The sequence below is a fragment of the Pseudomonas fragi genome (assembly GCF_002269505.1).
GTDB classification, from domain to species: domain Bacteria; phylum Pseudomonadota; class Gammaproteobacteria; order Pseudomonadales; family Pseudomonadaceae; genus Aquipseudomonas; species Aquipseudomonas fragi_D.
Window position 1 is genome coordinate 75781 of the sequence record NZ_NQKQ01000005.1, and the last position, 19546, is coordinate 95326.

Consider the following 19546-nt stretch of genomic DNA (forward strand, 5'->3'; position numbering starts at 1 on the left):
CCGATCTTAGGCGCTGGCTCGACGCTTGCTTTAGATCCAGTTGCTGCAAGCTGTGGTGCCAGAGGCCGTTGCAGGCCTTATGGGACAAGGGCTGCAGCCCATCGGGTGCGCCATGACGGGGCGCCGGGCCAGGAGCTTGAACCATGTTGGAGCGTTATTTTCGGCCCTTCGAAGCTGGGCGGGGTTTGCAGGAGCAACTGCGCGAGAATCTGCTCAGCGCCATCCTCGACGGAGCCATGCCGCCCAGTGAGCCGATGCCGTCATCGCGCAAGCTATGCGAGCTGCTACGGGTGTCGCGCAATACCGTGGTGCTGGTGTACGAGCAGTTGGTGCAGGATGGTTATCTGATCCCGTCGGACCGGCGCGGATATTTCATCAACGAGAAGTACCTGCGCCAGCAGCTCAATGTCAGCCTCAAGCCCGCCACGCAAAAAATCTTTGAGCGCCCCGACCATGCACCGGACTGGGAGGCGCGGCTGCAAAGCAGCTCGTCGCAGCTGCGGGCCATTGTCAAACCGCGCAACTGGCGTGAGTACCGTTACCCGTTTATCTATGGTCAGGTCGAGGCCGATGAGCAAACCGCAGCCCGCTGGCGCGACTGTTCGCGCATCGCCAGCACTGGCGCGCATATGCGCAGTTGGGTCGACGATCAAGTGATGCTCGACGACCCTCTGCTGGTCGAACAGATCGTCCAGCGTGTGTTGCCCAAACGCGGGATCAGCGTGTCGGCACAGGAAGTGATGATCACCATTGGCACGCAGAATTCGCTGTATATGCTCGCCCGGCTGCTTGGTCGGCCTGGGTTGGTGGTGGGGCTTGAAGAGCCGGGTTATGTTGATGCGCGCAACATCTTCGGCCTGAGCGGCTGTGAGCTAAAACCCCTGCGCATTGACCGCCAGGGGCTGGTGGTCAATGAGCAACTGGCCGACTGCGAGATGATCTTTTGCACCCCCAGTCATCAGTCGCCCACCGGCGTCACGATGCCGCTGTACCGCCGACTGGAGTTGCTGGCCAGTGCCCGCGAGCGGGACTTTTTGATCATCGAGGACGACTACGAAAACGAGCAGAATTTCCTGGGCAGTAACCATCCTGCGTTGAAGAGTTTTGATGACAGCGGGCGGGTGATCTATCTGGGCAGCCTGACCAAAAGCCTGCTGCCGGGGGTACGGTTGGGATTTATTGCTGCGGATGCCGAATTGATCCATGAACTGCGGGCGCTGCGTCGCTATATCTACCGGCATCCGCCGTCGAACAACCAGCGCACGTTGGCGCTGTTTTTATCGATGGGCCATTACGATGCCCATGCCCGGCGGTTGCGCGATCGGCTGGCGCGCAAGTGGCGGGTGATCAGTCGGGCAATGGCCGAGCATTTGCCGCAACTCAATGCCAGCGGCATGGCAGGGGGCTCGTCCCTGTGGGTCAGTTGCCCGCCCGATGTGGATGCCTGGGTGTTGCAGCGGCTGGTGGCCAGGCGTGGTGTGTTGATTGAGCCGGGGGATATTCATTACTTGAGCGAGCAGCGGCCGCTCAACTGCTTTCGGCTGGGCTTCGGGGCGATTGCCGAAGAGTTGATCGAGCCGGGGATCGCGGCGCTGGGCGAGGCATGGCGGGAGATGCAGGGGGCGTCCAAAGCCCCTCACCCTAACCCTCTCCCAGAGGGAGAGGGGACTGATTGTGGTAGGTCATAAATTTTCGTCACGCTAAAGATCAGCTCCCTCTCCCTGCGGGAGAGGGTTGGGGTGAGGGCGCTCTTGATTGGCGCTATAAAACCTCACGCCCCAGCGTGTCCTTCAATATGCCAAACATTCCGTCCAGATCGGCCCGCCCGGTCACCAGTGCCGGGGCAAAGATGATCGCGTCGCCGGTAGTTTTCACATGCAGCCCGGCGTCATACAGCGCCCGTTGCACCCGTGCCCCTGTGGCCCCCGGTGCGTCCCCTGGCGTCAGCTGGATACCGCTGAGCAAGCCGTAACCGCGCAGGTCACTGACCTGCGCCAGACCTTTCAAACCGCTCAAGGATTCGAGAAAGTACGGCGCCAACTGCGCGCCCTTGTTGAACAGGTCTTCATCCCGGTAGATATCCAGCGAAGCCAGCGCCGCGGCGCAGGCCACCGGGTGCCCGGAGTAGGTATAACCGTGGAACAGCTCCGGACCGCCGCCCTTGCTGGCATTGATCACGGTATCGTAAACCGCCTCGTCCACCGCCACGGCGCCCATCGGTATCGCGCCATTGGTCAGGGCCTTGGCCAGGGTGATGAGGTCCGGCTTCACATCAAAGCTCTGCGCTGCAAACGCCTGGCCGGTGCGGCCAAAGCCGGTGATGACTTCATCAAACACCAGCAAGATCCCGTGTTTGTCACAGATATCGCGCAGGCGTTTCAGGTAACCCGCAGGCGGCACATACACGCCGATGGAACCGGCAATCGGCTCCACAAAACAGGCGGCAATGCTGTCGCCGCCATGCATGGCGATGATTCGCTCCAGATCGCTGGCCAGATCGGCGCCCTGTTGCGGTTCGCCCAACTGATAGCGCTGGTCTTCCTGCCAGGTGTGGCGCATATGGCTGACGTGGGGCAGGCCGCCGGTGGCGAAGGCCTGGCGGTTGCGCATCATCCCCGACAGAGCCACGCCGCCAAAATTGACACCGTGATAGGCCCACTCGCGGGACACAAATCGGGTGCGCTGGGCTTCGCCGCGGGCACGGTGGTAAGCCAGGGCAATCTTCATGGCACTGTCCACTGACTCGGAGCCGGAGTTGGTGAAAAACAGCTTGTTCAGTCCCTCGGGCAGCAGTTCGCTCAACCGTTGCGCCAGCTCGAAAGACAACGGCGAAGCCCGCTGAAAATGCGGGGTGAAATCCAGGGTCAGCAATTGCTTGCACACCGCTTCGGCGATCTCGGTGCGGCCATGGCCGGCAGCGCTGCAGAACAGCCCTGAGCTGCCATCGAGCAACTCGCGGCCTTCGGCATTCCAGTAGCGCACACCCTCGGCGCGAACAAACAACTGCGGCGAGCGCTGGAACTCGCGGTTGTCGGTGAAAGGCATCCATTGGTGGTTCAGATTCGTTGCCATGTGCATCACTCCTGAGGGTCGGTCCGGTGCGGCCAGTTGCTCGCAGACTAGTCACGGCTTGGGACGATCCTTAGATCCAGATGGGCCTTTCGATAGGGCCAGTTCTGGCCCCATCGAAAGCCCTGGCTGGATCTAAGGCCGGTGGGCGCGGCTGACTACAGTGGCGCCATTGAGCCCCCCCGGAGTTACGTATGAACCCTGAAGCAAGTTGGGCCTTGAGTGCCCTGTGCGTGCTGGTGGCGGCCGTGGTACGCGGGCTCACGGGCTTTGGTTTTGCGGCCATTGCCGTGGTCGGGCTGGCGATGCTCGGGTCGCTGCAACAGGCGGTGCCGCTGGTGCTGTATCTGGAAGTGCTGTCCAGCCTGATGCTGTTGCGCAGCGCCTTGGGTGAAGCCCATTACCCGCTGCTCAAACGCCTGTTGCTGGCGGCCGCGTGCGGAGTGCCGTGCGGTATCTGGCTGCTGACCGGCATCGACAGCAGCGGGCTGACCGTGGGGGTGTACCTGCTAGTGGCATTACTGGCGGTTCTGGGCCTGGCGCGTATACGCCTGCCGATGGGCGAGGGCCGCGCCGGTGCCTGGCTGGTGGGGGGCAGCAGCGGGGCGTTGATCGCCGCGTTCAGTATTGGCGGGCCCCTGGTGGTGGCATGGCTCAGCCACTGCGGGCTGCGGGCCCGGGCGTTGCGGGCGACGCTGATCATGTTCTTTTTTGCCGTCGATCTTGCGGCGCTGGCCGGGCTGGCGGCGGTCTCGGCCATTCCCGCCGGCACTGGCCAGCAAGCTTTGCTGATGCTGCCTGCGCTGCTGCTGGGGCTGTGGCTGGGGCAACAATTGTTCGTGCGTATTCAGGCCGAGCAGGCCGCCCGTTTTACCCAATGGCTATTGCTGGTGCTGGCAGGCGTGGGCCTGTTGGGCCGGGCATGGTCCTGATTCATGCAAAGGAGCTGTTTATGATGCCAACGGTTTTTATCACCGGCGCCACGTCCGGTTTTGGCGAAGCCTGTGCCCGCCGTTTTGCGGCTGCAGGCTGGTCGCTGGTGCTGACCGGGCGCCGGGCCGAGCGCCTGCATGCACTGGCTGACGAACTGTGCGCGCAAGCCAGAATCTTGCCGCTGGTAGTGGACGTACGTGACCGCAGTGCGATGGAGCAGGCCATTGAACAACTGCCGTCAGAATTCAGCACCCTGCGCGGGTTAATCAACAATGCCGGGCTGGCATTGGGTACCACCCCAGCCCCCGAGTGCTCGCTGGATGATTGGGAGACCATGGTAGACACCAATATCAAGGGCCTGCTGTACAGCACGCGCTTGCTATTACCACGGCTGATCGCCCACGGCGCCGGGGCGGGCATCGTCAACCTGGGCTCAATTGCCGGTAACTGGCCATACCCCGGCAGCCATGTGTATGGCGCGAGCAAGGCCTTTGTCCGGCAGTTTTCCTTGAACCTGCGTTGTGACCTGCAGGGCACCGGGGTACGCGTTACCAACCTTGAACCGGGCCTGTGCGAGAGCGAGTTTTCATTGGTGCGCTTTGCCGGGGACAAGGCCAGGTACGACTCGGTCTACGCCGGCGCCCAGGCTATTCAGCCGGCGGACATAGCCGAGACGATTTTCTGGATTTTCAACCAGCCGGCGCACATCAATATCAACAGCCTTGAGTTGATGCCTGTGAGCCAGTCGTGGAGCAACTTTGCGATTGAGCGGGCTTGAGTCCGGCTTTCCAGGGCGTGTATTCGATACGATGGAAGGCGCTGGTCATGCCCTGGGTGTTGGGTACAAAGCCCGGCATGGTGCTCATGTCCAGCTGCTTGCAGCGCTGGACCAGGCCGGCAAGCAAAGCATCGTCCTGCCTGAACTCTGAAGCTCGCAAGGAATGCGGATCAAGGCTGGCGGCACATTCACGCACATGGCCGGTGCTGTCAGTCATCATCAGCAGCGTGGCGACACCAATGCTGTCGATGGGCAGCGGGGCGAGCAGTTGCTGGAACAGAAAATCGTTTTGCGCCTTGTCGTGCAAAGCGGCCTCGCGCCGTGCGCGGGTGTCCGGGGAAAGCGCCACCAAGGGGTAGACCAGAACTGGCGCCGCGACCCTTGCGGTTTTGGTCTCGGGGTCGATCAGCGACGAGGGCAGTTCGGGGAACACCGCTGTCCAGCAGATCGAGCGCAGATCCTCGGCCAGCTTGCGGTTGTAAGGGTAGACCCGGGCATCCACTTTTTTGTTGGGCCGCGTGCCGCAGCCAATGATGCGGTTCTTGTCATCGAGGGTCAGCATCAGGTTGAAACTGCCGTCGCGCCCCTGGGTATTGGCTAGATCGCCTTCGCGGGCGAGCACCCTGCTGATCAGCTTTTCATACACATCGCGTTGCAGCGCCTGCTCCTTTTCCTGGGCCGCAGTGAGCCTGGACGGGCTGTCGGGGTTGTTGGCGCCGGACTGACAGCCAGCGAGCAACAGCGCGGAAAAAGCGAAGGTGAATAAGCGTATGAACATGACAATCCTTGTACGAGAGACTGGCCGGGTAAAGTCCTTGCCGACTTTTAAACGGCGGGCAGTTTATCCCATTCAAGGCTCTTGTTGCAGTTGGGTTTTATTCGCGTTAGCGGCAAGTGCTGCACTTTCCTGTGCAGCGCAGCAGACCCTTGCTTCACCCTTACGCATGCCAGCCCAACTGACTTGAAACCTGCTGCGAAGCCACCATCAGCTGTTTCACATAATCCTGTTTCAGTTCTTCGCGAAAGCGAAAGCACGGGAACGACACGCTCATGCCGCCAATCACATGGCCGAAACGGTCGCGGATCGGGGCTGCCAGGCAACGCATGTTGTCTTCGAATTCTTCATGGTCTTCGCCATAACCCTGCTCGCGAACCAGCGCCAGTTCCTGCAGGTAGGCGTCGATGCTGGTGAGGGTGTTGGCAGTGCGCCGCTCGAAGCTTTCTTCACGCAGGTGCGCAAGCAGTTCGTCTTCTTCCAGCCAGGCCAGCAGTACCTTGCCGATGCCGGTGCAGTACAACGGCGCACGGCGACCGATGCGCGAGTACATGCGCAGGTTGTATTTGGAGTCGATTTTGTGCACGTAGACGATGCTGCCTTCGTCGAGGATGCCCAGGTGCACGGTCTCGCCAGTCAGTTCGTTGATGCGGCGCATACCCGGTTCGGCTTCGCGCACGATATCCAGATGGGGCAGGGCCTGGGCACCGAGTTCGAACAGGCGCACGCTCAGGCGGTAGCGGTCTTCCGCATCTTGAACCACATAACCACGCGCCTTGAGTGACTGCAAAAAGCGATAGACCGTGCTCTTTGACATGTCCAGCTTCTGTGCAATTTCGGAAACGCCACTCTCTTGCGGATGTTCGGCCAGGGCTTCAAGCACAGCCATGGTTCGGCCGACGGCAGAGACGAGTTCGTTGTTCTGGGTGGTGCTGTTGTCCATGAAGGCTCCAACGCAATTTAAAAAACCAAGGATATACCGTAGGGAATCGAAACGCTGTTTCATTTTTCTTGACGGTGTTCGGATTTTGATTAAACTCGGCCTTAAGCGAAAAAATGAAACGCCGTTCCAAAAATAATAATCAGCTCGACGCACTGTCACTCTCCGGTGCCTGTGTCGACGCAAAGCGACCCATAAAAACAAGGCGCGCAGAGATGACGGTAACCCTCGGGCATTGCCCACAGGCCAATTTGACCCAGCCCCTGCGTGTGGCGCTGGTGGGCGAGTGCATGATTGAGATGCGCGGCCAGCCGGGTGCCGTGTTCAGCCAGACCTTCGGTGGCGATACGCTCAATGCGGCGGTGTACTTGTCCCGCCTGGGCGCCCGTAACGGAATTGTTGCCGACTATGTAACCGCCATTGGCGCGGACGCTTTCAGCACGGCCATGCGTCAGTTGTGGCGCGATGAAGGTGTCGGCGATCAGCATGTGCGGGTGATCAAGGATGCGCTGCCGGGCTTGTACTTCATTCAGACCGATGACCAGGGTGAACGTCGTTTTGCCTACTGGCGTGGCGAAGCCGCCGCCCGGCGGGTTTTCGACGGGCCTGAGGCGGATGGCGTACTGCGTGCTCTGGCCGATTACGACTATGTCTACCTGAGCGGCATCAGCCTGGCGATCCTTACCCCCGGCGGCCGCGAACGCCTGATGCTGGCCCTGCGTCTGGCCCGCGAGAGCGGCACGCGCATTGTCTTCGACAACAATTACCGCCCCCATTTATGGTCCGATGCGCCTTCAGCGCGCCAGGCATACAGCGACATGCTGCGCTTGACCGATCTGGCCCTGATCACCTGGGAAGATGACGCCGCGTTGTTCGGTTATGCCGATCACGAGGCCTTGTTTCGCGCTTATGCCCAGTTTGGGGTGGGCGAGGTGGCACTCAAGCGTGGTCCGGATTCGTGCTTGATCCAGTGCGCCGCCGGTCGTTTCGAGGTGCCCGCCGAGAAGGTGCAGCGAATCGTTGATACCACGGCGGCAGGCGACTCATTCAGTGCGGCTTACCTTGCCTGCCGCTTGCAAGGCGGTACGCCACAACTGGCCGCGCGCTGGGGGCACCAGCTGGCGGCGGAGGTGGTGCAGCATCCCGGCGCACTGATCCCTGCAGCCGCCATGCCGAATCCGCACATGCCTGTCTTTTCTTCTGTCGCCGAGGCCTGAACCCATGAAGATTGTTGAAGCGCGCGTGATTGTTACCTGCCCGGGTCGCAACTTGATCACCCTGAAAATTGTCACCGATTCCGGGGTCTACGGCATCGGCGATGCCACCCTCAATGGCCGCGAAATGGCAGTCGTTGCCTACCTCGAAGAACACGTGCTACCCGCGCTGATCGGGCGGGATGCCCAACGCATCGAAGATATCTGGCAATACCTGTATCGCGGTGCCTACTGGCGCCGTGGCCCGGTCACCATGACCGCGATTGCCGCTGTCGACGTGGCTCTGTGGGACATCAAGGCCAAGGCCGCCAATATGCCCCTGTACCAGTTGCTTGGCGGCAAGAGCCGCGAGCGGGTCATGGTGTACGGGCATGCCACCGGCAAGGACATCGAAGGTTGCCTGGACGAAGTCGCCCGTCATGTTGAACTGGGCTACAAGGCGGTGCGTGTGCAATGCGGTATACCCGGCATTGCCACCACCTATGGCGTAGCCAAACGCAGCGGCGAACGCTATGAACCAGCCGACAGTGACCTGCCAGCAGAGCATGTGTGGGACACCGCCAAATACCTCAACCATGTGCCCAAGCTGTTTGCCGCCGTGCGCGAGCGCTTTGGTGACGACCTGCACATTCTGCATGACGTCCACCATCGCCTCACGCCGATTGAAGCGGGGCGCTTGGGCAAGGCGGTGGAGCCGTTCAATCTCTTCTGGCTCGAAGACTGTACTCCGGCCGAGAACCAGGAAGCCTTCCGTCTGATCCGCCAGCACACCACCACACCGCTTGCCGTGGGCGAAGTGTTCAACTCGATCCACGACTGCCGCGAGCTGATTCAGGAGCAGTTGATCGACTACATCCGCGCCACCCTGGTTCACGCGGGTGGCATCACTCATGTAAGGCGGATCGCTGATTTTGCCGCGCTGTATCAGGTGCGTACCGGCTTTCATGGCGCCACCGACCTGTCGCCGGTGACCATGGGCGCGGCGCTGCATTTCGATACCTGGGTGCCTAATTTCGGCATCCAGGAGCACATGCCTCACGACCCGCTGATCGATGAAGTCTTCCCCCATGCCTATCGCTTTGAGGACGGTCATTTCACTCCAGGTGAAACACCGGGGCATGGCGTCGATATCAATGAAGAACTGGCAGCCCAATACCCCTACAAACGCGCCAGCCTGCCGGTCAACCGCCTGGAAGACGGCACGCTCTGGCACTGGTAATACCGAGTAAAAGCGTATTGCTCGACTGTTTAATAACTATAAAAAACGGGGCGTCTTGCCCTGGCAGGAGTTACCCGATGAAAGCGTTTCAAGTAAGAGCTCCCTTTGAGTTCGGCCTGGCCCAGGTCGACGCCCCGCAACTGGCGCGCAATGAGGTCAAGGTCGATGTGGCCTATGCCGGTATCTGCGGCTCTGACCTGCATATCATCCACGGCCAGAACGCTTTTGTGCGCTTCCCGCGGGTAACTGGCCATGAGTTCTCCGGAGTGGTCAGCGACGTGGGTGCGGATGTGGCCCAGATCAAGGTCGGTGATCGCGTGTGCATCGACCCGGTGATCAGCTGCGGCACCTGCTACCCCTGCCGGATCAATCGCCCCAACGTCTGTACCAAGCTGCAAGTGATCGGCGTACACCGTGACGGCGGTTTCAGTGAGCAGGTCTGCGTGCCGGCGAGCAATGTTCATCGCTTGCCGGACGGCATGTCACTCAGCCATGCGGCTTTAGTGGAGCCGTACTCCATCGCCCTTAACGTGCTTGACCGTATGCAGCCGCACCCGGGTGACAGCCTGCTGATTTACGGCGCTGGTGTGATCGGCCTGACCCTGGTGCAAATGGCGCGGGCACTGGGCCTGACCGACATCACCGTGACCGATGTGATTGACGAACGCCTTGAAACCGCCCGTGCCTTTGGGGCCAGCCGCACCCTGAACGGCAAGGACGTGGACGTCGAAGCGACGATGCGCGAATTGACCGCTGGCGAAGGTGTGCCGCTGATTGTCGACGCCGCTTGCATTCCCGCATTGATGCCGCAAATGGTGCGCATTGCCTCAGCGGCGGGGCGTATCGGGCTGCTGGGGTTCAGCACCACGCCAACCGATCTGGTGCAGTTGGAAATGATCAAGAAAGAACTGACCCTGGTGGGTTCGCGCCTGAACAACCGCAAGTTCGCCCGGGTGATCGAGTTGATCGCCAGCGGCAAATTGCAGGTTCAGGAAATGATCAGCCACCGCATCCACTTCGATGAAATGCCGCAGGCGATTGCCTTGATCGAGAACCATCCCGAGCAGACGCGCAAGGTGCTGGTGCAACTCAACCCCAAGGAGATTTTGTAGCAGTTGCCGCAGGCTATGTCCGATCGCGCAGCCATCGTAAACCCAGCGTTTCAGGTTTGCCTGGCACACCGAAGAACCTGACCTTACGACAGCTTCGCTGCCGGACGCAGTCTTCGGCAACTGCTACGAGTTTTGCGTACCGCACACAGTTTCACGTGCTCCCAGCGAGCACCCTCACCGAATAAAACAACAAGCGGGAGGTTCCAATGTTTGGTCAAGGTCGTACCTTAGTCATCATCATGCTGTTCCTGGCAGGCGTCATTAACTACCTGGATCGCTCGGCATTGTCCGTCGCCGCCCCCTTCATCCAGAAAGACTACGGTCTGACCACGGGTGAGATGGGCATGATTTTCAGTAGTTTCTTTGTCGGTTATGCGGCATTCAACTTTATCGGCGGCTGGGCGGCCGACCGCTACGGCGCAAAAACCACGCTGCTGCTGGCCATGGTGCTGTGGTCGCTGTTCAGTGGTCTTACGGTGCTGACCGTGGGTTTTATGTCGCTGGTGTTTATCCGCATCCTGTTCGGCATGGGTGAAGGCCCGCTCAGCGTGACCACCAGCAAGATGGTCAACAACTGGTACACCCCCAAGCAGCGGGCGCGGGCACTAGGCTCGTCCATGTCTGGTACCCCTTTGGGTGGTGCGATTTCCGGGCCGGTAGTGGGTTTTATCGCCATCAGCTACGGCTGGAAAGTGTCGTTTATCATCATCATGCTGATTGGCCTGGTATGGGCCGCGGTCTGGTACAAGTTCGTCAAGGACAAGCCAACCGGCAAAATCGCTGAGGAGATCGCACAGGGCGAAGGCCAGAGCGAGTTGGCGGCCCAGCCGGTTCATCCATTGCGCTACTACCTCAAGCAACCGACAGTACTGTTCACTTCGCTGGCGTTCTTCTCGTACAACTACACGCTGTTCTTCTTCCTCACCTGGTTCCCCAGCTACCTGACCATGGCTCACGGCCTTAACGTCAAGGAGATGAGTATCGCCACGGTTATTCCTTGGGTACTGGGCTTCCTTGGCCTGGCGTTGGGCGGCTTTATCTCCGACTTCGTGTTCAAGAAAACCGGGCGCATGATGTTTTCGCGCAAGGTAGTGCTGGTGACCTGTCTGTTGGCGTGTGCTGTGTGCATCGGCTTTGCCGGGATAGTCAAAACCCTGTATCCGGCGGTCGCTCTGGTGGCACTGGCGGTGTTCTTCCTGTACCTCACCGGTGCCATTTACTGGGCAATCATCCAGGACACTGTGCCTGCCGCCCGCGTCGGTGGTGTTAGCGGCTTCATGCACTTCCTGGCCAATACCTCGGGCATCATCGGCCCGACCCTGACCGGTTTTCTGGTGCAGTTCACCGGCTCGTTCACCAGCGCTTTCCTGCTGGCGGGGTTGCTGACCATCATCGGTGCAGTGTGTGTGGCGCGCTATGTCAAACCGCTTCCGGTCATCGATGAAGCCCTGCCGCCAGCAGGCAGCGTCTTGCCTGCTTCGGCGTGAGGAGAAGGTCGATGCCTGTCGTTGAACGAGTACCTTCTGTGGCCAGAGCGGCTGATATCGGGATTGTGCACCTGGGCCTGGGGGCGTTTCATCGCGCCCACCAAGCGGTCTATTTGCAGCGCCATCTCAATCGCCACGGTGCAAGTCCGTGGGGGGTGTGCAGTGCCAATTTGCGCTCCAATCGCACGCTGGTGGAGCAACTGCGCGAGCAGCAATGCCGCTATACGGTGGCTGAGTACCGTGACCGCGAACAGGTGACATTGCGCGATATCAGGGTAATGCGCGAAGCCCTGTATGTGGGTGATGGCGGTGAGGAGCTGCAGCAACTGTTGCAGCGTATGGCCGACCCGCGCACGCGGATTGTCACCCTCACTGTCACGGAAAAAGGCTACTGCCTGAACCCGGCTACGGGGCAGTTGCGCCTGCAGGATCCGGCGATTGTCCATGACCTTGCCCACCCGCAAACACCGCGTACGGCACCGGGAATTGTGCTGGAGGCCTTGCGCCGCCGACATGCGGCAGGCATCCCGGCTTTTACCGTGCTGTGTTGCGACAACATGCCGGATAACGGTCAGCGTACCCGTCAGGCCGTTATGGGGCTGGAGGAGCAAGGCAGCGAGCTGGCGCAGTGGATCGAGCAACAGGTGGCGTTTCCCGGTTGCATGGTCGACCGCATCGTTCCGGCCATGGACGCGCAGGCGTTCATCGGTCTGCAGCAGCTCGGTTGCCAGGACCCCGCGGCAGTGGTGTGCGAAAGCTTCAGCCAGTGGGTGATCGAGGACCACTTCCCTCAGGGCCGCCCCGACTGGGAAGTGGAGGGCGTGCAGATGGTCGCTGATGTGCGGCCGTTCGAAACCATGAAGCTGCGCATGCTCAACGGCAGTCACTCGTTGCTGGCCTATATCGGCTTGCTTGCGGGGCACGAGACGGTGTTCGACGCGATCGGCGATCCTGATCTGCTGCGGTTTATCCAGTGTTACATGGGCGAGGAAGCAGCGCCGACCCTGTCCATGCCCGTGGGTATTGATATCGCAGGTTACGCCCGTGACCTCTGCGCGAGGTTTGCCAACGACAGCCTGCAACATCGCCTGCGCCAGATCGCCATGGATGGCTCGCAAAAACTGCCGCAGCGGTGGTTGCAAGGCGCGCAGCAGCTGCTTGATGCTGGGCGTGACATTGACTGCATAGCATTGGGGATTGCGGCCTGGATCCGCTACTGCACGCAGCCTTTGCCGCATGTCGTTGAAGACCCGCTAAACGCCGTTTTCGCCGACTTGGCGGGCAGCCTGGAAGGTGCGCAGCGAGTCGACGGGTTTCTTGATCTGCAGCAGGTATTTGCGGCCGAACTGTCGGCGCGTCCAGCCTTTCGTGATGCGGTTCACCGCGCGTACAGCGCCGTTGAACACACCGGTATGGCTGGCCACTTAAAAAACTTTGCAGCACACAACTAACAAGAAAGGAGATAGACATGGAACAGACTTGGCGTTGGTTTGGCCCCCAGGACCCGATTTCACTGGCGGATGTACGCCAGACCGGAGCCACCGGGATTGTCACGGCGTTGCACGACATCCCCAATGGTGAGGTATGGCCGGTGGCAGCGATTGCGGCACGCAAACAGATGATCGAAGAAGCTGGTTTGACCTGGTCGGTGGTGGAAAGCATCCCGGTGCATGAGGACATCAAGCGCGGCTGTGGTCGCCGTGACGAGTACATCGCCAACTATCAGCAAAGCGTGCGCAACCTGGCGAGCTGCGGCATCGATATCGTCTGCTACAACTTTATGCCGGTGCTGGACTGGACTCGTACCGACCTGGCCTGGGAGATGGACGACGGTGGCTGGGCGCTGCGTTTTGACCAGACTGCATTTGCCGCATTCGATCTGTTCATTCTCCAGCGTCCGGGGGCGCAGGCCGAGTACAGCGCTGATGATATCCAGCAGGCCAAGGCCTATTTCGACAAGCTCACCCCGGAGCAGAGCGAGAAGCTGGTCAACACCTTGATTGCCGGTCTGCCCGGCGCCGAAGAGCACTACAGCCTGGAAGATTTTCGCGCCTTGCTGCGCACCTACGCCGAGATCGACGAGGCGAAGTTGCGTGAGCATCTGGGGCATTTCTTGCGTGAGGTCATTCCGGTTGCAGAAGAGGTCGGTGTGCGCATGGCCATCCACCCGGACGATCCGCCGCGGGCGTTGCTGGGTCTGCCGCGTATCCTGTCCACCGCTGCAGATGCGCAATGGTTGCTGGATGCCGCGCCTAGCCCGGCCAACGGCCTGACTTTCTGCACCGGCTCTTACGGCGTGCGCGAAGACAATGATCTGGTGGCGATGGCCAGGCAGTTTGCACCCTTCATCTACTTCACCCACCTGCGCTCGACCCGTCGCGAGGCTGATCCGCGCAGCTTCCACGAAGCCCATCACCTGGGGGGAGATGTGGATATGGTCGGGGTGATCGGTGCGCTGGTGGCTGAGGACCTGCGTCGCGAGCGTGAAGGCGGCCCGCGCTTGCCACTACGCCCGGACCACGGTCACCAGTTGCTGGATGACCAGCACCGCAAGAGCAACCCCGGCTATTCGCTGATCGGTCGCCTCAAGGGCCTGGCCGAGATTCGCGGGGTTGAATTGGCGATGCGCCAGCAACTGGCGTGATATAGCTGGAGCTTACATAACTCGTAGCAGCCGTAGGAACGAGGCTGTATTCGATTGCGAAGCGATCGTAAAACCTGAGCCTGCGGTTTGGTTGACACTGCGCAGCGCCTGATTTGCTACGACTTCGTCGCCGAACGCCGCCTCGTTCCTTCGGCAGCTACTACGGGTGAGGAGGGTGTATTTAAAAATCAGCCTTGAGCGACATCACGAAATTGCGCGGCTCACCATAGAAATTACCGAAGCCTTCGGTGCCAACGGTGGCGTAGTAGCGCTTGTCGAACAGGTTGTTGCCGTTCAGTGCCACCGACCAAATGTCGTCTATACGATAGCCAATCCGGCCGTTCCACACGGCATAGCCCGCCTGGGTAATGTCGTTGCCACTGATGGGTGAAACCCGGTAGTTGCTGCTTTGTGCATTGACCCCGGCCCCCACTGTGACGCGCTCCAGCGCACCGGTCAGGGCGTAATCGCCCCACACACGCAGCAAGTGGCGCGGCACATAGGAGTTGTAGGCCAGCCCGTCCTGGTCTGCATCGGCGTCTTCCAGCACCTTGGTCTGGGTGTAGGTGTACCCCGCCAGCAGTTGCAAGCGTTCGATGATTTCGCCACTGATCTCGGCCTCAAACCCCTGGGCGCGAACCTTGCCGGAGTTCAGCGAGCAACCACCGTCCGGGCACAGCGGGTCGGTCTGGGCCGCGTCTTTCTGGACAGTGCGGAACAGGTTGAACGAGCTGTTGAGGCGACCGTTGAACCATTCACCCTTTATTCCCAGTTCGTAGCTTTGCCCGATCAGCGGCTTGAGGGTGGCGCCGCTGATGGTTCGATAGCCGCCCTGGGGGGTGAAGATATCGGTGTAGCTGGCATAGGTGGTCAGGTTGTCGCTGAGGTCGAACAACAAGGCGGCAAACGGCGTGACTTGCCCGCTCTCTTTGGCCTCGGAGTACACCGGGGTGCCTTCACCACGCCAGTAGGAGATGGCGTCGTTAGTCGATGAGTACCAGCTCACCCGACTGCCCAGCACGAAGGTCAGCGGGTCGGCCAGTTTCAACCGGGCCAGGGAGTAGGCGCCGTACTGCTTGACGTGTATGTCCACCGGGCCGCCCCGTGAGGCATTGGCCAGGTAGTAGCTTTCATCGGGGCGCGGCAGGTTGTGATTGGGGTTCAACACATTTTGACGATCGGCCAGCGCGGCCACGGCGTAGAAGTCATCCTTGTGCGAGCGGCTGGCGTTGGCACCTGCGATCAGTTCGTGCTGCTGGCCAAAAGCGTCGAATTTACCGTCGACATAGGCATCGAAGCCGTAGTCGGTCTGGTTGTAGTCATAGATGCTGCCAAGCATTAGGGTGTTGCTGCTGGTTGCGCCCAAGGGCACCGCGCCGCTGGGGAAGGCGTACTCCATGTCCTGGGTGTTTTTTGAATAGACCCCGGCCACCTTCAGTGCCCAGTCGTCATTGATTTGCTGCTTGAGATCAGCGAACCAGGTAGTGCGCTTGCTGCGCTGGTTGTTCCAGGCGGTATTCAGACAGGTGGAGCGCTTGAGTTTGAGGTCGCTGCCATCGGCATAGCGCGGCAGGCCGCCCCAGCAAGGCGTCGCATCGACATCTTCATAGGCCAGGCCCAGCCCCAGGGTCGTGTCGGGGCTGAGGTCGAAGTCCAGCGCGCCGTAGTAGACCTGATCCTTGCGGGCGGCAACGTCATAGAAATACTGGCGGGTCTGTTGGGTGACCACGGCACGGCCGCGCAGGGTGCCGGCATCGTTCAGCGGGCCGCCGGTATCGACCTGCCCGCGGTAGTTGTCCCAGGTGCCGGCCGATAGCGCCAGTTGCGTGTGCGGAGTCGCTTCGCCGCGCTTGCGCACAAAATTCACGCCACCCGCCGTGCCGCCTGCACCTTTCATCATGCCGGCTGCGCCGCGCAGTACTTCGACCCGGTCATAGATCGCCATATCGCTGTTGAAGCTGTCGGCCTGCACGTAGCTGCTGCCTATATCCAGCGGCACGCCGTCGTACTGGTACTGGCCGGTCATGCGAAAGCCGCGGGAGTAGAAGTACTTGCCGCCCATGGGCGAGTCGTAGACGGTGATGCCCGGAGTCTTTTCCATCACCTGCTCAATGGTGTTGAGGTTCTGGTCATCGAGCATTTTGCGGGTGATGACGGTGACCGATTGCGGGGTTTCCTTGAGCGAGTGCGCACCCTTGCCGATGGTCACCGCCTGAGCGGTGTATGAACCCGAGCCTTCGGTGATGGTGTCGAGGCTGCGCTCGGTGACGTTGGTGACGCCCAGTTGCAGAGCCGCGCCGGTTTGCAGGGCCGGTTCAACACTGAAATTGCCTTGCCCGGTGATGCGCAATTGCAGACCGCTGCCGCGCAGGGCCGTGTCCATTGCCTGCTCCGCGGACATCTGGCCGATCACCGCCGGGGCCTGTTTGCCCTGCACCAGGGCAGGTTCTAGCGAGACGATCTGGCCACTCTGGCTGGCAATGGCATTCAGGGTGTTGGCCAGCGGTCCGGCCGGCAGATTGAAGGTCATGTCCTGGGCCAGGGCAGGGCTGGCCAGAGTTGCCAGGGCAACGGCGACGCTAAGAGTGTGGGGCCACGGGTTGAGCACAGCATTCTCCTGATCGTGTGGAAGTCTCAGGAGATAGGTGGGCTGAGATTTGAAAACCGGACACGAATGGGATCAATTATCAAAAAAACTTTTTGCGCGGGGCTTATGCCGGGCCAATCGCGGTTAACCAGGGGCTGTAATGATCCACCCGAATGGGCAGGGTTTCTGCCAGTGCCGCAAAGGCGCGAGCGGAGTTGTCCAGCGGGTACACGCCCTGAACGCGCAGGCCGCGAATTTCCGGGGCCACCCGGACAAAGCCGCGAGTGTAGGGGCGCAGGGCGGCGACCACGTCTTCCAGCGGGTCGTCCAGCACATTGAGTTTTGCCTGCAGCCAGTCGGCGCGATGGCGCTGGTCACCGACCATGGGCACGATGCTGCGCGGGTACAGGATCGCGGCCTGACCTTCTTGCAGATCGCGGGTCACGCCGCTGAACAGCCGGGTCTGGACGGACTGCTGGAGCACCACCACCCGGCTGGCCTGCTCCTGCCGGGCGACGAGAAAACGGGCGGCGGGGCTGCGAACTTCACCTTCAGCGGTGCGCACGCACAATGGACGCTCCGGGTCGGGCGCGACGTTGATCACCAGTTCTCCGCGCCGCAGGATGAGCAACCGTTGCCGGTCAGTAAAGTGCAAGTCCACGGCGCTGTTGGCGTTCAGGCTCAGGCGGCTGCCGTCGGCCAGGTTGAAGTCCTGGCGCTGGCCGCGACCGGTGGACAGGTCCGCCAGCAGCGAGTCACCCAGCGGAGTGCTGGCGCCCAGCCATAAACCACCGCCGAGCAGGCCCAGACCGGTGAGCGCACGCAGTGCGTCGCGCCTTGAGGCAGTGGGTTGCAGCAGCAACTGACGGGCTTCATCCGCCTGGCCGGGGATGCGCTGGTCCAGCGCGCGCAGGGTCTTGAAGGAGCCGCCCAGGCGCCTGTTCAATTGCTCCCAGGCCTGGGCATGGGCCGGGTCCTTGGCCAGCCACAGGTTGAACCGTTCTTGCAGCGCGGTATCGGGCGTACCGGCGCGCAGCTTTACCATCCAGTCGATGGTCTGCTCGCTCAAGGGGTCCAGACGTTGTTTGCTCACAGGCTGGCCTCGCTCAGGTAGCACTGGCGCAATGCCTGTTTCATATAGCGGCTGACGGTGCGCTCCGAAAGCCCCAGTTTTTGCGCGATGGCCACATAGCTCAGGCCATCGAGCTGGCTGTAGAGGAAGGTGGCCTTGACGATCATCGGCAAGCCGTCGATGGCACGGTCGATGGCCACCAGTGCTTCGATCAGTTGCAGTTGTTCCTCGGGGGAAGGCGCTACGGCCTCGGGCAACAAGGCCAGGCGATCGAGGTAGGTGGTCTCCAGCTTGCGCCGGCGATGGCGGTCGAACATCAGGCGCCGGGCGATGGTGGACAGGTAGGCCCGGGGTTGTTCGATGCTGTCCGGGTCGACCCGTGCCGCGAGCATCTGGCAAAAGGTATCGGCGGCGGTGTCCTCTGCATCTGCGTGATTACGCAACCGACGCTGAATATGTTGCAGCAACCAGCGGTGGTGGTGGCTGAAAAAAAAGCCCAGCTTTTGAGTCGAGAGAGAGGGCACCGGTCGAGCTTCCAGATGTGAGTGCGAATCGTTCACAATGGTAGCGGCAAGATGATGGCAACTGCAATCGAAGAGTGCCCATCTTGCGTAGTCGCTGCCGAAGGCTGCGAAGGGTTGCGGAGCAACCCGTTATCCAGAAGACGCTGCTAATTTGCGTTAATCCCATCGCAGCCTGCGGCAGCGGCTACAGGTGGAATCAATAGGCAAACACCTTGCGGTGCTTTTCTACAAAGTCTTCCCAGCGCACCGGCTGGCGCCCGGTGATCTGGCTGAAGTTGTCGAAGGTTTCTTCTACGCCGGGGATCTGTCCGGCAGCCATGCGCGTGAAGTTGTCCTGCACGCAATTCATGTAAGCCATTTCGGCCCCGGCTGCGCGCATGTTCTGCGCAAATACCTCTGGTGACTGCGCGTCATAACGAAATGGCTGGCCCAGCACCCGGCTCATGATGGCCGCAATATCGCCGTAGGACTGCACGTCGTAGCCCAGTCGATAGGTCTGGCCAGCGTGCTTTTGCGGATGCAACAAGGCTTGCGCGGCAACCCGGGCCACATCTTCGCCGTCTACCCAGCTGAACCTTGCATCGCCGGTGTACTGCTCGATCACTCCGTTGATGACTGCCCGGGTGCCATCGTAGCTGAGCAGGTTTTGCATAAAACACTCGGGGCGCAAATGGGTAAACGAGAACCCCGACCACTCGATATAGCGCTCTACAAACTGGTGCCAGGCCCAGTGGCCGATGGTGGTGTCGTCCCGCCCGCACGCGCCTAAGTGCACCATATGCTGCACGCCGGATTTTTTCGCTTGGTCGATAAATGCCTTGCTCTGGCGCAGCATGTCCACGGTGTAACCGGTGACCAGCAGGGCGCGGTCGATGCCCTCAAGCGCCGGGGCCAGGGTGTGTTCCTGGTCGAAATCCATGATCACGGTGCGAATGCCCTGTGCTGCAAAGGGCTGCGCCTTGGCGTGGGAACGCACGGCCGCGACCAGCGTAATGCTCTCGTCGGCCTGCAGGTTGCGCAGCGTGTCGCCGCCGATCTGGCCGGTGGCGCCGGTGATTAAAACGGTGGGTTTGTGCGAAGTCATAAATACGCCTGATGCTTGAGTAAGTTCCTGGTGTAAAGCTTACTGGGGAACTCATGGCGTATTTACGATGCCTTTTACCTAATAAGATGAACTGAATTCACTAATGAG

Annotated in this window: 16 protein-coding genes; 9 read left to right on the forward strand and 7 right to left on the reverse strand. The window is 60.8% G+C overall.

Translation table 11 applies throughout. The features are described from left to right. Positions 1-143: 143 nt before the first annotated feature. Positions 144-1688: a MocR-like pyridoxine biosynthesis transcription factor PdxR gene (gene pdxR / locus CJU81_RS06510; RefSeq protein ID WP_095035974.1), complete on the forward strand. Its 1545-nt coding sequence runs from the start codon at positions 144-146 to the stop codon at positions 1686-1688. A gap of 73 nt (positions 1689-1761) precedes the next feature. Here the strand turns inward: pdxR and CJU81_RS06515 are convergent, their stop codons facing one another. Next, positions 1762-3072 (reverse strand): aminotransferase class III-fold pyridoxal phosphate-dependent enzyme, encoded by a 1311-nt coding sequence (locus CJU81_RS06515; protein ID WP_095035975.1) that lies wholly within the window; start codon positions 3070-3072, stop codon positions 1762-1764. Between the two features lie 191 nt (positions 3073-3263). Between CJU81_RS06515 and CJU81_RS06520 the strand changes: the two genes are divergently transcribed. Continuing rightward, entirely contained in the window at positions 3264-4001 is a 738-nt protein-coding gene (locus CJU81_RS06520; protein ID WP_095035976.1) for a sulfite exporter TauE/SafE family protein, read from the forward strand. Positions 4002-4021: 20 nt separating this feature from the next. Continuing rightward, on the forward strand, positions 4022-4780 hold the full coding sequence (locus tag CJU81_RS06525; RefSeq protein WP_095036057.1) for an SDR family oxidoreductase: 759 nt from the start codon (positions 4022-4024) through the stop codon (positions 4778-4780). On the opposite strand, the gene CJU81_RS06530 is transcribed toward CJU81_RS06525, so the two are convergent. Then, positions 4716-5558, reverse strand: a complete 843-nt coding sequence (locus CJU81_RS06530; RefSeq protein ID WP_095035977.1) for a hypothetical protein — start codon at positions 5556-5558, stop codon at positions 4716-4718. The genes CJU81_RS06525 and CJU81_RS06530 overlap by 65 nt on opposite strands. A gap of 160 nt (positions 5559-5718) precedes the next feature. After that, the gene (gene kdgR / locus CJU81_RS06535) at positions 5719-6498 is read right to left on the reverse strand and encodes a DNA-binding transcriptional regulator KdgR (RefSeq protein ID WP_095035978.1); all 780 of its coding nucleotides are present in this window, start codon (positions 6496-6498) and stop codon (positions 5719-5721) included. Positions 6499-6710: 212 nt separating this feature from the next. Between kdgR and CJU81_RS06540 the strand changes: the two genes are divergently transcribed. The 6 genes from CJU81_RS06540 (at position 6711) to uxuA (ending at position 14171) form a co-directional block, all read left to right on the forward strand. Beyond that, complete coding sequence (locus CJU81_RS06540) at positions 6711-7712, forward strand: sugar kinase (RefSeq protein ID WP_095035979.1); 1002 nt, start codon at positions 6711-6713, stop codon at positions 7710-7712. Positions 7713-7716: 4 nt separating this feature from the next. Continuing rightward, positions 7717-8928, forward strand: a complete 1212-nt coding sequence (gene manD, locus CJU81_RS06545) for a D-mannonate dehydratase ManD (RefSeq protein ID WP_095035980.1) — start codon at positions 7717-7719, stop codon at positions 8926-8928. A 77-nt stretch (positions 8929-9005) separates the two neighbouring features. Then, positions 9006-10040 (forward strand): Zn-dependent oxidoreductase, encoded by a 1035-nt coding sequence (locus CJU81_RS06550; protein ID WP_095035981.1) that lies wholly within the window; start codon positions 9006-9008, stop codon positions 10038-10040. A gap of 206 nt (positions 10041-10246) precedes the next feature. Beyond that, complete coding sequence (locus tag CJU81_RS06555) at positions 10247-11527, forward strand: MFS transporter (protein ID WP_095035982.1); 1281 nt, start codon at positions 10247-10249, stop codon at positions 11525-11527. Positions 11528-11538: 11 nt separating this feature from the next. Then, positions 11539-12978 (forward strand): mannitol dehydrogenase family protein, encoded by a 1440-nt coding sequence (locus tag CJU81_RS06560; RefSeq protein WP_095035983.1) that lies wholly within the window; start codon positions 11539-11541, stop codon positions 12976-12978. A 17-nt stretch (positions 12979-12995) separates the two neighbouring features. Next, entirely contained in the window at positions 12996-14171 is a 1176-nt protein-coding gene (uxuA, locus tag CJU81_RS06565; protein ID WP_095035984.1) for a mannonate dehydratase, read from the forward strand. Between the two features lie 181 nt (positions 14172-14352). Here the strand turns inward: uxuA and CJU81_RS06570 are convergent, their stop codons facing one another. From CJU81_RS06570 to CJU81_RS06585, 4 genes are all read right to left on the reverse strand, one after another. Beyond that, a complete protein-coding gene (locus CJU81_RS06570) occupies positions 14353-16779 on the reverse strand; it encodes a TonB-dependent siderophore receptor (protein ID WP_095035985.1) in 2427 nt (808 codons plus the stop codon). Positions 16780-16882: 103 nt separating this feature from the next. Further along, the gene (locus CJU81_RS06575; protein ID WP_095035986.1) at positions 16883-17851 is read right to left on the reverse strand and encodes a FecR domain-containing protein; all 969 of its coding nucleotides are present in this window, start codon (positions 17849-17851) and stop codon (positions 16883-16885) included. Beyond that, entirely contained in the window at positions 17848-18354 is a 507-nt protein-coding gene (locus CJU81_RS06580) for a sigma-70 family RNA polymerase sigma factor (RefSeq protein ID WP_095035987.1), read from the reverse strand. The genes CJU81_RS06575 and CJU81_RS06580 overlap by 4 nt, the downstream gene beginning before the upstream one ends. A 196-nt stretch (positions 18355-18550) precedes the next feature. Further along, the gene (locus tag CJU81_RS06585) at positions 18551-19438 is read right to left on the reverse strand and encodes an SDR family oxidoreductase (protein ID WP_095035988.1); all 888 of its coding nucleotides are present in this window, start codon (positions 19436-19438) and stop codon (positions 18551-18553) included. Between the last annotated feature and the right edge of the window lie 108 nt (positions 19439-19546).

Excerpts from the sequence above, each read along its gene's own strand:
- pdxR (WP_095035974.1), top strand. The coding sequence starts at position 144 with ATGTTGGAGCGTTATTTTCGGCCCTTCGAAGCTGGGCGGGGTTTGCAG.
- CJU81_RS06515 (WP_095035975.1), bottom strand. The coding sequence starts at position 3,072 with ATGGCAACGAATCTGAACCACCAATGGATGCCTTTCACCGACAACCGC.
- CJU81_RS06520 (WP_095035976.1), top strand. The coding sequence starts at position 3,264 with ATGAACCCTGAAGCAAGTTGGGCCTTGAGTGCCCTGTGCGTGCTGGTG.
- CJU81_RS06525 (WP_095036057.1), top strand. The coding sequence starts at position 4,022 with ATGATGCCAACGGTTTTTATCACCGGCGCCACGTCCGGTTTTGGCGAA.
- CJU81_RS06530 (WP_095035977.1), bottom strand. The coding sequence starts at position 5,558 with ATGTTCATACGCTTATTCACCTTCGCTTTTTCCGCGCTGTTGCTCGCT.
- kdgR (WP_095035978.1), bottom strand. The coding sequence starts at position 6,498 with ATGGACAACAGCACCACCCAGAACAACGAACTCGTCTCTGCCGTCGGC.
- CJU81_RS06540 (WP_095035979.1), top strand. The coding sequence starts at position 6,711 with ATGACGGTAACCCTCGGGCATTGCCCACAGGCCAATTTGACCCAGCCC.
- manD (WP_095035980.1), top strand. The coding sequence starts at position 7,717 with ATGAAGATTGTTGAAGCGCGCGTGATTGTTACCTGCCCGGGTCGCAAC.
- CJU81_RS06550 (WP_095035981.1), top strand. The coding sequence starts at position 9,006 with ATGAAAGCGTTTCAAGTAAGAGCTCCCTTTGAGTTCGGCCTGGCCCAG.
- CJU81_RS06555 (WP_095035982.1), top strand. The coding sequence starts at position 10,247 with ATGTTTGGTCAAGGTCGTACCTTAGTCATCATCATGCTGTTCCTGGCA.
- CJU81_RS06560 (WP_095035983.1), top strand. The coding sequence starts at position 11,539 with ATGCCTGTCGTTGAACGAGTACCTTCTGTGGCCAGAGCGGCTGATATC.
- uxuA (WP_095035984.1), top strand. The coding sequence starts at position 12,996 with ATGGAACAGACTTGGCGTTGGTTTGGCCCCCAGGACCCGATTTCACTG.
- CJU81_RS06585 (WP_095035988.1), bottom strand. The coding sequence starts at position 19,438 with ATGACTTCGCACAAACCCACCGTTTTAATCACCGGCGCCACCGGCCAG.